At 73.7% G+C, this 12,217-nt stretch carries 13 protein-coding genes; 6 read left to right on the top strand and 7 right to left on the bottom strand.

The genetic code is table 11. The features are described 5' to 3' along the window. Positions 1–71 precede the first annotated feature (71 nt). The 6 genes from ACFVVA_RS25480 to ACFVVA_RS25455 form a co-directional block, all read right to left on the bottom strand. Entirely contained in the window at positions 72–497 is a 426-nt protein-coding gene (locus tag ACFVVA_RS25480; protein WP_387692961.1) for an SHOCT domain-containing protein, read from the bottom strand. Positions 498–596: 99 nt separating this feature from the next. Further along, complete coding sequence (locus ACFVVA_RS25475) at positions 597–1,181, bottom strand: NUDIX hydrolase (protein WP_387692959.1); 585 nt, start codon at positions 1,179–1,181, stop codon at positions 597–599. Next, on the bottom strand, positions 1,178–2,338 hold the full coding sequence (locus ACFVVA_RS25470) for a type III polyketide synthase (RefSeq protein WP_387692957.1): 1,161 nt from the start codon (positions 2,336–2,338) through the stop codon (positions 1,178–1,180). Before ACFVVA_RS25470 ends, ACFVVA_RS25475 begins: the two co-directional genes overlap by 4 nt. Positions 2,339–2,472: 134 nt before the next feature. Continuing rightward, on the bottom strand, positions 2,473–3,681 hold the full coding sequence (locus ACFVVA_RS25465) for a cytochrome P450 (protein WP_387692955.1): 1,209 nt from the start codon (positions 3,679–3,681) through the stop codon (positions 2,473–2,475). A gap of 189 nt (positions 3,682–3,870) precedes the next feature. Then, the gene (locus tag ACFVVA_RS25460) at positions 3,871–4,587 is read right to left on the bottom strand and encodes a response regulator (protein WP_387692953.1); all 717 of its coding nucleotides are present in this window, start codon (positions 4,585–4,587) and stop codon (positions 3,871–3,873) included. Continuing rightward, positions 4,584–5,438, bottom strand: coding sequence for a sensor histidine kinase (locus ACFVVA_RS25455; RefSeq protein WP_387692951.1), 855 nt, complete (start codon positions 5,436–5,438; stop codon positions 4,584–4,586). The genes ACFVVA_RS25460 and ACFVVA_RS25455 overlap by 4 nt, the downstream gene beginning before the upstream one ends. 118 nt (positions 5,439–5,556) lie before the next feature. On the opposite strand from ACFVVA_RS25455, the gene ACFVVA_RS25450 reads away from it, so the two are divergent. The 4 genes from ACFVVA_RS25450 (at position 5,557) to ACFVVA_RS25435 (ending at position 10,289) form a co-directional block, all read left to right on the top strand. Continuing rightward, positions 5,557–6,282, top strand: coding sequence for an ABC transporter ATP-binding protein (locus ACFVVA_RS25450; RefSeq protein ID WP_359915332.1), 726 nt, complete (start codon positions 5,557–5,559; stop codon positions 6,280–6,282). Beyond that, positions 6,279–8,591 carry an FtsX-like permease family protein gene (locus tag ACFVVA_RS25445; RefSeq protein ID WP_387692949.1) on the top strand — a complete coding sequence of 771 codons (2,313 nt, stop codon included), beginning with the start codon at positions 6,279–6,281 and terminating at the stop codon, positions 8,589–8,591. The genes ACFVVA_RS25450 and ACFVVA_RS25445 overlap by 4 nt, the downstream gene beginning before the upstream one ends. A gap of 141 nt (positions 8,592–8,732) precedes the next feature. After that, on the top strand, positions 8,733–9,668 hold the full coding sequence (hemC, locus tag ACFVVA_RS25440) for a hydroxymethylbilane synthase (protein ID WP_387692948.1): 936 nt from the start codon (positions 8,733–8,735) through the stop codon (positions 9,666–9,668). Between the two features lie 87 nt (positions 9,669–9,755). After that, positions 9,756–10,289 carry a hypothetical protein gene (locus tag ACFVVA_RS25435; RefSeq protein WP_387692946.1) on the top strand — a complete coding sequence of 178 codons (534 nt, stop codon included), beginning with the start codon at positions 9,756–9,758 and terminating at the stop codon, positions 10,287–10,289. Position 10,290: 1 nt separating this feature from the next. On the opposite strand, the gene ACFVVA_RS25430 is transcribed toward ACFVVA_RS25435, so the two are convergent. Next, positions 10,291–10,809, bottom strand: a complete 519-nt coding sequence (locus ACFVVA_RS25430) for a winged helix-turn-helix transcriptional regulator (protein ID WP_387692944.1) — start codon at positions 10,807–10,809, stop codon at positions 10,291–10,293. A 49-nt stretch (positions 10,810–10,858) separates the two neighbouring features. Here ACFVVA_RS25430 and def point away from each other — a divergent pair, with 49 nt between their 5' ends. Both def and ACFVVA_RS25420 read left to right on the top strand, forming a co-directional pair. Then, on the top strand, positions 10,859–11,449 hold the full coding sequence (def, locus tag ACFVVA_RS25425) for a peptide deformylase (RefSeq protein WP_387692942.1): 591 nt from the start codon (positions 10,859–10,861) through the stop codon (positions 11,447–11,449). Next, positions 11,446–12,147, top strand: a complete 702-nt coding sequence (locus ACFVVA_RS25420) for a class I SAM-dependent methyltransferase (protein WP_387692940.1) — start codon at positions 11,446–11,448, stop codon at positions 12,145–12,147. The genes def and ACFVVA_RS25420 overlap by 4 nt, the downstream gene beginning before the upstream one ends. The last annotated feature ends 70 nt before the right edge of the window (positions 12,148–12,217 follow it).

Genomic DNA, 12,217 nt, shown 5'->3' with positions numbered 1-12,217 from the left:
GTCGACGCGTACCACCGCGTCGACCGGCCCCGGCCGTGTGACCGCCCGGATTGTCGTGACCGTCCGGACGTTCAGGCCAGGACCTTCTCCTTGGCCTTCTGGTACTCCTCCTCGGAGATGGCGCCCTTCTCCTTCAGGTCCGCCAGTTTCGCCAGTTCGTCGGCGTGACTGCGGCCGCCGGCGGCCTCGGGCCCGGACGTTGCCGCGTCCCGGACGTAGGCCTTGAAGGCGGCCTGGTTCTCCTGGGCCTGTTGGATGTCGCGCTTGGTCATCGATTGCCCGCGGGCGATCAGGTACACCAGGACGCCGATCAGGGGCAGGATGATCACCAGGACCAGCCAGCCGGCCTTGCCCCAGCCGCTGAGGTCGTGGCTGCGGAAGATGTCCGTGATGATCTTGAAGAGCAGGAAGAACCAGAGGACCCAGAGGAAGAACTCCAGCATCGTCCAGAAGATGTTGAGCACCGGGTAGTCCACGGCCAGTGAAGTGGTGTCCATGGCTGAGTAATACCATCACAAAACAGACATCTTCACGTGATGTTCCGCCGTTCAAGTGACCTTCCGCAGCCGCGGGAAACGGCCGTCGGGGCCGGGCTCTCAGCCCAGGCCGGCCTGCCGGCGCAGGTCCACCGCCAGCGCGACCAGCTCGCCCCACCAGGCGTCGTGCCCGGTCAGCAGCAGCCGCTGGGCCTCCGCGGGCGGCACCGCGCGGACCTCGACCACCTGCTCGCCGTCCGTCGGATTGGTCGGCGCGGAATCCAGCGCCACCTCGCCCCAGCCCCACAGCCAGGCCTTCTCCGGGTGCGGCTGCCACGGCCGGTAGGGCGTCGGGTCCTCGGTGCGGCAGCGGTGCGCGCCCAGCCAGTGCGGCTCGCCGAGCAGCCGGGCGCCCGCCTCCTCGCCCAGCTCGCGGGCGAGGCAGGAGGCGATGCTCTCGTCCCGCTCCCGGGTGCCGCCGGGCAGGAACCAGTGGTCCCGGTCGTCCCGGCAGAGCACCACCCGACCGTCCGCGAAGCCGACCAGGTGGATGTTGGTGACCAGCGCGTCCGGCGGCAGCTCGGTGGAGAACTGCGCGTCGAACCGCCCCCAGCTCCAGTACTGCGGTGCGTGCAACGCCGGGAACCTCGCGGCGAGTTCGGCGGCTCTGGCGGAGGTGTCGGCGCGGTCCGTGGTGTCAGTCATTCGGCGATGGTAGTGCCGGCCGGGAAACGGCGGGGGGCGGTCGGATGGACGAGGGCAATGTCGGAGGTGGAGATGGCTCGCGGGCGGCGCGGGCGCGGCGCCTCGGCCGGTGCGCCGACCCAACTGCCCAGTGAGATCTCGGCGGTGATGCCCGGTCCGAAGCCCGCGATCAGTCCGGTGGTGCCCTCGGGAACGCCGCCGTCGGCGAACAGCCGGGCCAGGGCGTCGAAGACCACGGCACTGGCGATGTTGCCGCGCTCGGTGAGCGTCGCCCGGCTGTAGCGGAAGGTGGCCGGCTCCAGGTTGAGGTAGCGGCACAGGTCGTCGAGGATGCGCGGGCCGCCCGCGTGCACGATGTAGAAGCCGAGTCCGGAGACGTCCCAGCCGTGCTCCCCGGCCAGGGCGCGCAGCGCCGGCGCGAGCATCTCCATGGTGCCGGGCACCCGCTTGTCCAGCTGGAAGTGGAAGCCGGTGTCCTTGACCCCGTAGGAGATCCAGTCCTCGGTGTGTGGGACGAGGTGCGAGCCGTTGCGTTCGACCTGTACGCCGTACCCGCCGTTGTCGCGCATCACCACGGCGGCGACGGCGTCCCCGAACAGGCCGTTGGAGAGCAGCGAGCCGACGCCGAGGTCGGTCGGCTGGTAGCAGAGCGAGCAGAACTCGCAGGCGACGATCAGCACGTTGGCGCCCGGGTAGGCGCGGCAGAAGTCGTGCGCCCGGTTGACGGCGGCGCCGCCGGCCGCGCAGCCGAGCTGGGCGATCGGCACCTGGCGGGTGTCGGCGCGGAAGCCCATGGTGTTGATCAGCCAGGCGGTCATCGACGGCATCATGAAGCCGGTGCAGGACACGTAGACGATCAGGTCGATGTCCCGGGCGGTCAACTCGGCGTGGGCGAGGGCGCGTTCGACCACTTCGGGGACGCGTCGCTTGGCCTCCCGCTCGTACACCTCGTTGCGGACGGTGAAGCCCGGGTGGGTGAGGGTCCGCTCGATCGGCTGGACCAGGTGCCGGGTGCGCACCCCGGTGTTCTCGATCAGCCGCAGTGCCAGGCCGAGCTGGGGGTGGCCGGCGTGCAGGGTGCGGGCCAGGTCGAGGGTCTCGTCGAGCGTGATGACGTGCTCGGGCACGCCGATCGCCGGGCGGCAGAGAGTTGCCATGGGTGGGTCTCCCCTGGGGGCCTGGTGGCAGGCCGGTGGATGCGTGGAGCGGTACGGGCGCCGCGCGGCCGCGGGTGACGGGCGGCGGCGGGCGGGCGGCGGCAGGTGGGGCGGCGGCAGGTGGGGGGAGTCGGCTACCAGGCCACCGGCAGGGTGCGCGGGAAGCGCCAGATCGAGCCGGAGTTCCAGTCGAGTTCGGCGGGGTCGACGGCCAGCCGCAGACCGGGGAAGCGCCGCAGCAGGGTGCCGATGGCGACCTGCAGTTCCATCAGGGCCAGGTGCGAGCCGGGGCAGCGGTGCTGGCCGTGCCCGAAGGTCATGTTGACGGGCCCGGCGTCGCGGTCGAGGTCCAGTTCGTCGGGGCGCTCGTAGGCCGCCGGGTCCCGGTTGGCGGTGAGGTAGGAGACGTGCACGGCCTCGCCGGCCCGGATCGGCACGCCGCCCAGCTCGACGTCCTCGGTGGCGACCCGGGCGATGCCGACGCCCTGGCGGAAGGGGACGAAGCGCAGCAGCTCCTCCAGGGCGCGCGGCAGCGTCTCCGGCCGGGCGCGCAGCTCGGCGAGCTGCTCGGGGTGGGTGAGCAGGGTGTAGGTGAGGTTGCCGAGCTGGTAGGTGCTGGTGTCGTGGCCGGTGACCAGCAGGACCATCGCCATGACGGTCAGCTCGTCCGGGTCCAGCAGTTCGTCGCCGTCGCGGGCGGTGGCGAGGGCGCTGATCAGGTCCTCGCCGGGGTGGGCCCGGCGTTCGGCGGTCAGCTCGGCGAAGTAGCCGCGCAGGGCGGTCTTGGCGGCCTCCTGGCCGTCCCGGCTGCCCGGGCCCATCCGCATCATCGCCACGGCGTGGCCGCGCAGTTCGGCGCGGTCGGCCGCGGGGATGTCCAGCAGCTCGCAGATGGTGGCGAGCGGGAGGCGGTCGGCGAGGAAGCGCATCAGGTCGGCGGGGGCGCCGTGCTCGGTCATCTCGTCGAAGTAGCCGTCGACGGTCCGCTGGGTGGCCGGGCGCATCCGCTCGACCTGGCGGTTGGTGAAGCCCTGGGCGACCAGCCGGCGCAGCCGGTTGTGGGCGGGCGGGTCCATCAGGTTGATCGCCTCGGCCTGGGCGATCGGGGCGGGCGTCATCCGGGGCAGGTCGCGGCCGATGCCCGCGGCGCGGCTGAACCGGCGGTCGGTGGTGACGACCCTGACGTCCTCGTAGCGGGTGGCCAGCCAGGCCTCGCCCTCGCCGTGCGGCAGCCGGATCCTGGCGACCGGGTCCTCGGTGAGCAGTCGCTTCAGGAGGGGGTCGAACTCCAGGCCGTCGGTGTGGTGGAAGGGGCAGTCCCACACGGGGGGGTTGGTGGTCACGGGCCGGTCCAAGTGTTGTCGTCATGCCGGGGGGTGGCGCCCGAGGTGCGTCGGTCCGGCTCGGGCGTGGACATGCAGATGGTGCCCCATGAATTGGCAAAAAGGGGAATTCGGTGAAGAGTTAACTCCAATGAGTGAGATTCGGATGATAGTCATGCGAATCGGCGCGGATGGGCCGCGAGTTGACGGTCAGCCGCCACCCGGCGCGACCAGCCCGGTCTCGTAGGCGAGCACCACCGCCTGCGCCCGGTCGCGCAGGTTCAGCTTGGCGAAGATCCGGGCCACATGGGTCTTCACCGTCGACTCGCTGAGCGTCAGTTCGCGCGCCAGCTCCGTGTTGGACAGCCCGCGCCCGAGCAGCGTGAGCACCTCCGCCTCGCGCGGGGTCAGCGGGGCGAGGTCGCGGTGCAGCGCCGGGCCCTCGGAACCCGGGGCCGGCCGCGGCGCGCCGGCCGCGAAGCGCTCGACCAGGCGCCGGGTGATCGAGGGGGCGAGCAGCGCGTCCCCGGTGTCCACCAGCCGTACGGCGGCGGCGAGGTGGGCCGAGGTGACGTCCTTGAGCAGGAAGCCGCTGGCCCCGGCGGACAGCGCGGCGTAGACGTAGTGGTCCAGGTCGAAGGTGGTCAGCATGATCACCCGGCAGCCGGGCACCCGGGCCAGGATCTGCCGGGCGGCCTCCAGACCGTCCGTGCCGGGCATCCGGATGTCCAGCAGCGCGACGTCCGGGCGGTGCAGCACAGCGGCGGCCACCGCCTCGGCGCCGTCGGAGGCCTCGGCGACCACGTCGATGCCGCGCGCGGTGAGGATCATCCGGAAGCCGGTGCGGACCAGCTCCTGGTCGTCGGCGATCACCACCCGCGGACGGCGCTCCGGCGGCTGCTCCGGGTCCGTGCGGCCCCCCGTCACGGCCGGTCCAGCGGGATCCGGGCGCGGACCCGGAAGCCGCCGCCGATCCGGCGCCGGGCGTCCAGGTCGCCGCCGTACACCGCGACCCGCTCGCGCAGGCCGAGCAGTCCGCGCCCGGCGCCGTCCGGCCCCGGCCCGGCCGGCGCGGCGGGTGCCCCGGAGAGCACGCTCGGACCGCTGTTGAGCACCTCCACCCGCAGGTAGTGGTCCGCGTAGCGCACCGTCACCTCCGCCGTCACCCCGTCCCCGTGCTTGAGCGCATTGGTCAGTGCCTCCTGGACGATCCGGTACGCCGTCACGTCGATGCCGCCGGGCAGCGGCCGCGGCTCGCCGGAGATCCGCACCTCGACCGGCAGCCCGGCGAAGGCGAACCGGTCGATCAGCGGGCTCAGCCGGCTCAGGCTGGGCTGCGGCGCGAAGCCGTCCGCGGCCGGCTCCTCGCCGCCGTCCGCGGCGGGGGCGAGCAGGCCGAGCAGGTGCCGCAGTTCGGTCATCGCGTCCCGCCCGGCCGCCTCGACCGCGGCCATCGCCGCCGCGGCCTCCTCCGGCATGGTGGTCAGCACCTCGCGGGCGGCCCCGGCCTGCACCACCATCAGGCTCACGTTGTGGCTCACGATGTCGTGCAACTCGGCGGCGATCCGCGCCCGTTCGGCGTCCACGGCGGTCCGGGCGGCACTCTCCCGCTCCCGTTCCAGCAGCCAGCCGCGCTCGCCGACGGCCGCCCGGTGCAGCCGCCGCGCCCGGGCCAGCGCCACGGCCAGCCAGCAGGCAGCCGCGGCCGCCGTACCGGCCGTCGCGACGGCCGCCCACTCCCACCCCGATCCCCACACGGCACCAGCCTCCCAGGTCACGGCATGATCCACATCATCCGGGGGTGCCGCCCCCGTACATCCCGGGTACTACGGCCGCCCGCGGTTACACCCGGGGTGGGACGTGCCGGCGACGGCCCCGCGCCTACGGTCGTCCACCATGAGCAACGACCACGACGGGACCTCCCGGCCGGGCGACGCGCAGGTCGTCGTCGAGCTGTCCGGGGTCCACAAGGAGTTCGGCGACGCCAAGGCGCTCGACGGCGTCGACCTGCGGATCCGCGCGGGCGAGGCGGTCGCCGTGATGGGCCCCTCGGGGTGCGGCAAGTCCACCCTGCTGAACATGGTGGCCGGACTCGACCGGCCCACCGCCGGCACCGTCCGGGTGCAGGGCCAGGACCTCGGAGGGCTGAACGAGAACGGACTGGCCCTCCTCCGCCGCCGCCACATCGGCATGATCTTCCAGTTCTTCAACCTGATCGACGACCTCCCCGCCCTCGACAACGTCGCCCTGGCCGCCCAGCTGACCGGCACCAACGCCCGCCAGGCCCGCCGCCGGGCACTGGAGCTGCTGGACGAACTCGGCGTCGCCCACCGCAAGGACGTCTACCCGGCGACGCTCAGCGGCGGCGAGCGCCAGCGGGTCGCGGTGGCCCGCGCCCTGATGAACCGCCCGGCCCTGCTGCTCGCCGACGAGCCCACCGGCGCCCTGGACAGCCGCTCGGGCGAGCAGGTGATGGACCTCCTGATCGACCTCAACCAGATCGGGCAGACCCTGCTGATCGTCACCCACGACCCCGGCCTGGCCACCCGCTGCGCCAGCCGGCTGGTCGAGATGGCGGACGGCCGCGTGGCGAACGAGCGGATGCTGGAGCCGCAGTCATGACCGGCGCGGTGTGGCGGGCCTCCCGGGCGGCCGTGAAGCGCCGCCGGGTGCAGACCGTCGTGATCGGCCTGGTCGTCTTCTGCTCCACCGCGACGGTGCTGCTCGCCCTCGCGGTGATCAGCGCCGCCCGGGCGCCGTTCGACGCGGCCTTCGAGGCCGAGCGCGGTGCGCACGTCACCGCCGCCTTCGATCCGGCCAAGGCCTCCGCGGAGCAACTGGCCGCCACCGCCCACCGGCCGGGCGTCGAGGCGGCCGCCGGACCGTTCGACCAGGCCGTGGTGGAGATCCCCACGGACTGGGTCGGCCGCCCGCCCGGACCGCTGACCCTGGTCGGCCGGGCCGACCCGGCGGACGCGCCGGTGGACCGGGTGGACCTGCTGGCCGGCCGCTGGGCCACCGCGCCCGGCGAGGTGGTCGTCAACAACCCGGCCGGGGGCGCCGGGACGAGGAACCTCGGCTATCAGCTCGTCACCAGCACGGGACTGAAGCTCACGGTCGTCGGCTTCGCGACCGGCATGAGCCAGTCCTCCGGCGGCTGGGTCACCCCCGCGCAGGCGGCCGCCCTGCACCCCACCGCCCGGCAGATGCTCTACCGCTTCACCGACGCGGCCACCGAGCGGCAGCTGACCGCCTCGCTCGGCACCGCCACCGAGGGCGTGCCCAAGGACGCCCTCACCAGCGCGCAGTCGTACCTGGTGCTCAAGCAGGCCTTCTCGGCGGGCGCCGACGCCTACCTGCCGCTGATGACGGTGTTCGGCGTGCTCGGTCTGATCGTCGCCGCGCTGATCGTCGGCAACGTGGTGAGCGGCGCGGTGGTCTCCGGCTACCGGCACATCGGCGTGCTGAAGTCGATCGGCTTCACCCCGCGCCAGGTGGTCACGGTCTACCTGACCATGGTCTCGGTGCCCGCCGTCGTCGGCACCGTCCTCGGGACGGCGGCCGGCTGGGCGGCGGCGTACCCGATCCTCCGGACCGCGTTCTCCGGGATCTCGACCGGCTCCGCCGTGATCGAGCCGGCCCGCTGGCTGCCCGCCGCCACCCTGATCAGCGTCCCGCTGCTGGTCGTCCTCGCCGCGCTCGTCCCCGCCTCGCGCGCCCACCGGCTCTCCGCCGCCCAGGCCATCTCGGCCGGCAGCGCGCCGCGCACCGGACGCGGGCTGAAGGTCCAGCGCCGGCTGAGCGGCACCCGGCTGCCGCGCGCCGTCAGCCTCGGTCTCGGCCAGCCCTTCGCCCGCCCGGCCCGGACCGCGCTGACCATCGCGGCGATCGCGCTCGGGGTGGTCACCGTGACCGTGACCACCGGTCTGAGCAGCACCCTGACCAAGGTCATGGACTCGGCCGACGGCAGGACCCATGTCAATGTGCAGACCAGCCACTTCGCGGGCAACGGGACCGAGCCCCGGCTGACCCCGGAGCAGACCGAGGCGATGCTGCACGCCGCCCCCGGCGCCGAGCGGGTCTCCGTCCGCGGACTGGTCCGGATCGGCGTCGTCGGACAGCCCCAGCCCGTCTTCGCCAACTTCTACGGCGGCGACGCCATGGTCGACCACCGGCGGCTCGACGTGGTCGAGGGCCGCCCGGCGACCGGGCTGAACGAGGTCGAGGCCGGGCCGGCCTTCCTCGACCAGCACGGGATCAGGCTCGGTGACCGGCTCACCCTGGTCCTGGACGGCCGGCAGACCACCGTCACCCTCGTCGGCGAGGAGATCCAGGGCAACGCCAACTCGATCTCCTCCAACGACGCCACCAGGGCCCTGCTCACCCCCGACCCGCACGTGGTCGAGTACGACGTGCGGCTCGCCGACGGCGCCGACGCCGAGGCCTACCGGAAGGCCGTCACGGCCGCCGACCCGAGCCTCTCGCCCTCGGTCGTCACGACGGGTCCGGCAGGGCCCGTCGTCGCGATCAAGACCTTCAGCACGACCTTCAGCGTCCTGCTGTCGGTGGTCGCCGCGCTCGGCGTCTTCAACACCCTGCTGCTCACCATCCGCGAGCGCCGCCGCGACCTCGGCATGCTGAAGTCCATCGGGATGACGCCCCGGCAGGTCGTCGCGATGACGGTCACCTCGGTGGCCTGGCAGGGCGTGGTCAGCGGCATCATCGGCATCCCGGTCGGGGTGGTGGTGCACCGGCTGATCGCCGAGAACGTCCGGATCATCAACTTCCCGGAGGCGACGATGGACGTCTGGGGCGCCCCGCTGCTCGTCGGCCTCGCCCTCGCCGGCGTCGCGATCGCCGTCCTCGGCGCGCTCGTCCCGGCGCGCTCGGCGGCCCGGCTGCCGATCGCCGAGGTGCTGCACAACGAGTGAGCCCGCGCAGCGGTGACGACGGCCGGTCGGGACTCCCGACCGGCCGCCCGTGTTGTCCGGGCTTGCGGAATCCCGCGCCGCGTGCGCCCTACCGGCTGACGCATGCTCAATCACGGCTGTGAGGACGCCTATCATCGCGCCATGGCCACCGCTGAGCTGATCCGCATCGTCTCCCGCTCCTCGCCCATGGCGCTCGCCCAGGTCGAGCGGGTCCGCACCGAACTCGCCGCCCTGCAGCCGGGCCTGCGCACCGAGGTGGTGCCCGTCACCACCTCGGGCGACCGCTGGACGGGTGATCTCGCCCAGCTCGGCGGCAAGGGCGCCTTCACCAAGGAGGTCGACGCCGCGCTGCTCGCCGGAGAGGCCGACGTCGCCGTGCACTGCCTCAAGGACGTACCCGCCGACCGGCCGCTGCCGGCCGGCACCGTCTTCGCCGCCTACCTGCGCCGCGACGACATCCGCGACGCCCTCGTCCACCCCGGCGGCCTGCCGCTGGCCGCGCTCCCGCCGGGCACCCGGATCGGCACCTCCTCCGTCCGCCGGGTCGCCCAGCTCGCCGCCTCCCACCCCCACCTGGAGTGCGTCCCGATCCGCGGCAACGCCAACAGCCGGCTCGCCAAGCTGGACGCCGGGGACGTGGACGCACTGCTGCTCGCCGTCTCCGGCCTGGAGCGGATCGGCCGGCCGGAGCGGATCACCGAGGTGCTCGGCATCGAGGCGATGTGCCCGCCGATCGGCGCCGGCATCCTCGTCCTGCAGTGCCGCGAGGGCGACACCGCGACCATCGAGGCGGTCACCGGCCTCGGCCACCACGACACCTGGCGCGAGGCGGCGGCCGAGCGGATGTTCCTGCACGCGCTCCAGGGCCACTGCAACAGCCCGATCGCCGGCTACGCCCGGGCCGAGCGGGACGGCCGCCTCTCGCTGCGCGGCCGCGTCTTCACCCCGGACGGCAAGCGGGTGCTGGACGCCCACGAGTGGGCGGGCGCGCTCAGCCCGGAGGACCTCGGGACCTCGGTGGCGCTGGCGCTCAAGCGGCAGGGGGCGCAGGAGCTGATCTCCTCGATCCCGCACTGACCCGGCCTCCGGGCCGGCGGGTGCCGAGGTCGGTTTTTCCCCGTCGGAGCGAGAACCGGGCGGGTGTGCGGGGCGTCCGTCTGAGGCGTGATCAGTACGGTGCTCGGCGGGATGCCGATGTTCTGGCCCGGGCTGCTGCTCTCGCTGGTGCCCGCGGCCCTGTGGAACCGGCCGGTGGGGCGGTTGCTGCGAGCCCACTGGGTGGTGGGCTTCGTGCTGCTGCTCGGCCTCGGCGGGGTGGTCGTGGCGACGCTGCTGCCGGACGCCTTCCGGCTCACCGAGGGCGCCGTCCGGCACTGCGCCGTGGAGGGCGGCAGGCCGCGCTCGCCGTACGAGCTGCTGCACGTGCGGCACATCGAGCTGAAGCTGGCGACCTACGCCCCGGTCGGCTTCGCGGCCGCGCTGGCCGGGACGCGGCGGCGGGCGGTGGTGGCGCTGGTGGGTGCGGCGGTGCTGCCGTTCGCGGTGTCGGCGGTGCACTACGCGGTGCCGGCGATCGGGCGGGCCTGCGATGTGCAGGACGTCTGGGACGGGGTGCAGGGGGTCGTCCTGGGGGCGGCGCTGGGGCTGGTGGCGGGGCCGCTGGTGCGGGCGCTGCGGGCGCGGTCGCGCGCTGTCTGAGCTACTGGTCGAGGAGCGGGAAGAGCCGGGCGACGGCGGCGACCGGGCGGGCCCCGGCGGGCCGGGTGGCCGGGTCGGTTTCGCGGCTCCGGTAGCGGGCCAGCACCCGGCGGAACTCCTCGGCGACGGCGGCCAGTTCGGCGGGGGTCAGATGGACGACAGCGCTGAACGCCTCGTCCTGCTGCCACTCGGCCGGGGCCTCGGCGCGCCGGGCGAGCCAGTGCCGGTGGCTCTCGTCCTCCAGGCCGCGCGCCAGTTCGCCGAACCCGCCGTCGGTCTCCGCCCGTCGGGCCGTCGGCAGCCGCCACGGCCGGGCCCGCCCGTCGGTGGCCGGGGCCTCCTCGATCAGCCCGTACCGGGCCAGCTGCCGCAGGTGGAACGAGCAGAGGCCCGAGCTGAGGCCGAGCCGGCCGGCGGCCTCGGTGGAGGTGACGGTGCCGTGCTCGGCGAGCAGTTCCAGCAGCGCGGTGCGGACGGCGTGCTCGGGGAGGGAGCCGGTTCTGACGAGGTCTTCGGTCACTTTGCAAAGTCTGCTACTTTGCAAAGCTGACAGCAAGTCCATCGAGGGAGTGCCTGTGTCCGAGCTGCGCGAACGCCCGACCGTCCTGCGGATCACCGAGGTGGGGGAGGAGATCCTGCGCCGCACCTGCCGCCCGGCCACCGAGGAGGACTTCGGCAGCGAGCGCCTCGCCCGGCTGATCGACGACATGTTCGCCACCATGCACGTCGCCGACGGCTGCGGCCTCGCCGCCAACCAAGTGGACGTCGACCTGCGCCTGTTCGTCTACGACTGCCCCGACGACGACGGCGTCCGGCACACCGGCCACATCCTCAACCCCGTGATCGAGGAGCAGGAGCCCGGGCGCGCGCTCATCGAGGAGACCGAGGGCTGCCTCTCCGTCCCCGGCGCCAACACCGGGCTCGCCCGCCCGGCCCGGACCGTGGTGCGCGGGTTCAACCAGCACGGCGAGTCCGTCACCATCGAGGGCACCGGCTACTTCGCCCGCTGCCTCCAGCACGAGACCGACCACCTCAACGGCGGGCTCTACATCGACCGGCTCTCCGCCCGCGACCGCAAGCGGATGATGAAGCAGACCGCCGACCGCCGGGAGAAGGTCTTCGCCGAGCGCGCCACCAGGGCCGCCAAGGCCGCGCGTTGACCGACCCCGCGTCGAACGACCCCGCGTTGACCGACCTCGCGTCGAACGACCCCGCGCACCTCGCCGCCGTCCGGGAGTCCTACGACACCGTCGCCGCCGACTACCTTCGCCTCGTCGTCCCGCCGGAGGGCATGGACCCGGTGTCCCGGGCGATGCTCGCCGCCTTCGCCGAGCTGGTACGGGAATCGGGCGGCGGCGAGGTCGCGGACCTCGGCTGCGGACCGGGGCGGGTGACGGCGTACCTCAGCGGCCTGGGGCTGTCGGCCTTCGGGGTGGACGTGTCCGACGGGATGATCGCGCTCGCCCGCCACGCCCACCCCCAACTGCGCTTCCTGCAGGGCTCGATGGCCGCACTCGACCTGCCCGACGGCACCCTCGGCGGCATCCTCGCCTGGTACTCCGTCCACCACACCCCGGCAGATCAACTGCCCGCGCTCTTCGCCGAGTTCCACCGCCTCCTCGCGCCCGGCGGCCACCTCCTCCTCGGCGGCCACGTCGGCGAGGACCAACTGCTGCGCCCGGCCCGGGCATACGGCCACCCGGTGACGTACGCCTCGCACCTCGTCCCGGCCGGGCGGCTCGTCGAACTCCTCGAACAGGCCGGGTTCACCGTCACGGCGCGGGTGGAACAGCCGAACCCGCAGCGGGAGGACCGCTCCTACGTCTGCCTGCTGGCCCGGGTACCCGCCCGCCGCTGAGGCCGCTCGCCGCTGAGCCCGGCGGCTGGACCTTCCGGGCGGTGCGGCGCTTCCGGGTTCACCTGGACAG

This window comes from Kitasatospora sp. NPDC058048, assembly GCF_042885555.1.
GTDB lineage: Bacteria > Actinomycetota > Actinomycetes > Streptomycetales > Streptomycetaceae > Kitasatospora > Kitasatospora lactacystinica.
The sequence above is the reverse complement of the archived record's forward strand: the minus strand, read 5'-3'. Positions and strand labels throughout refer to the sequence as shown.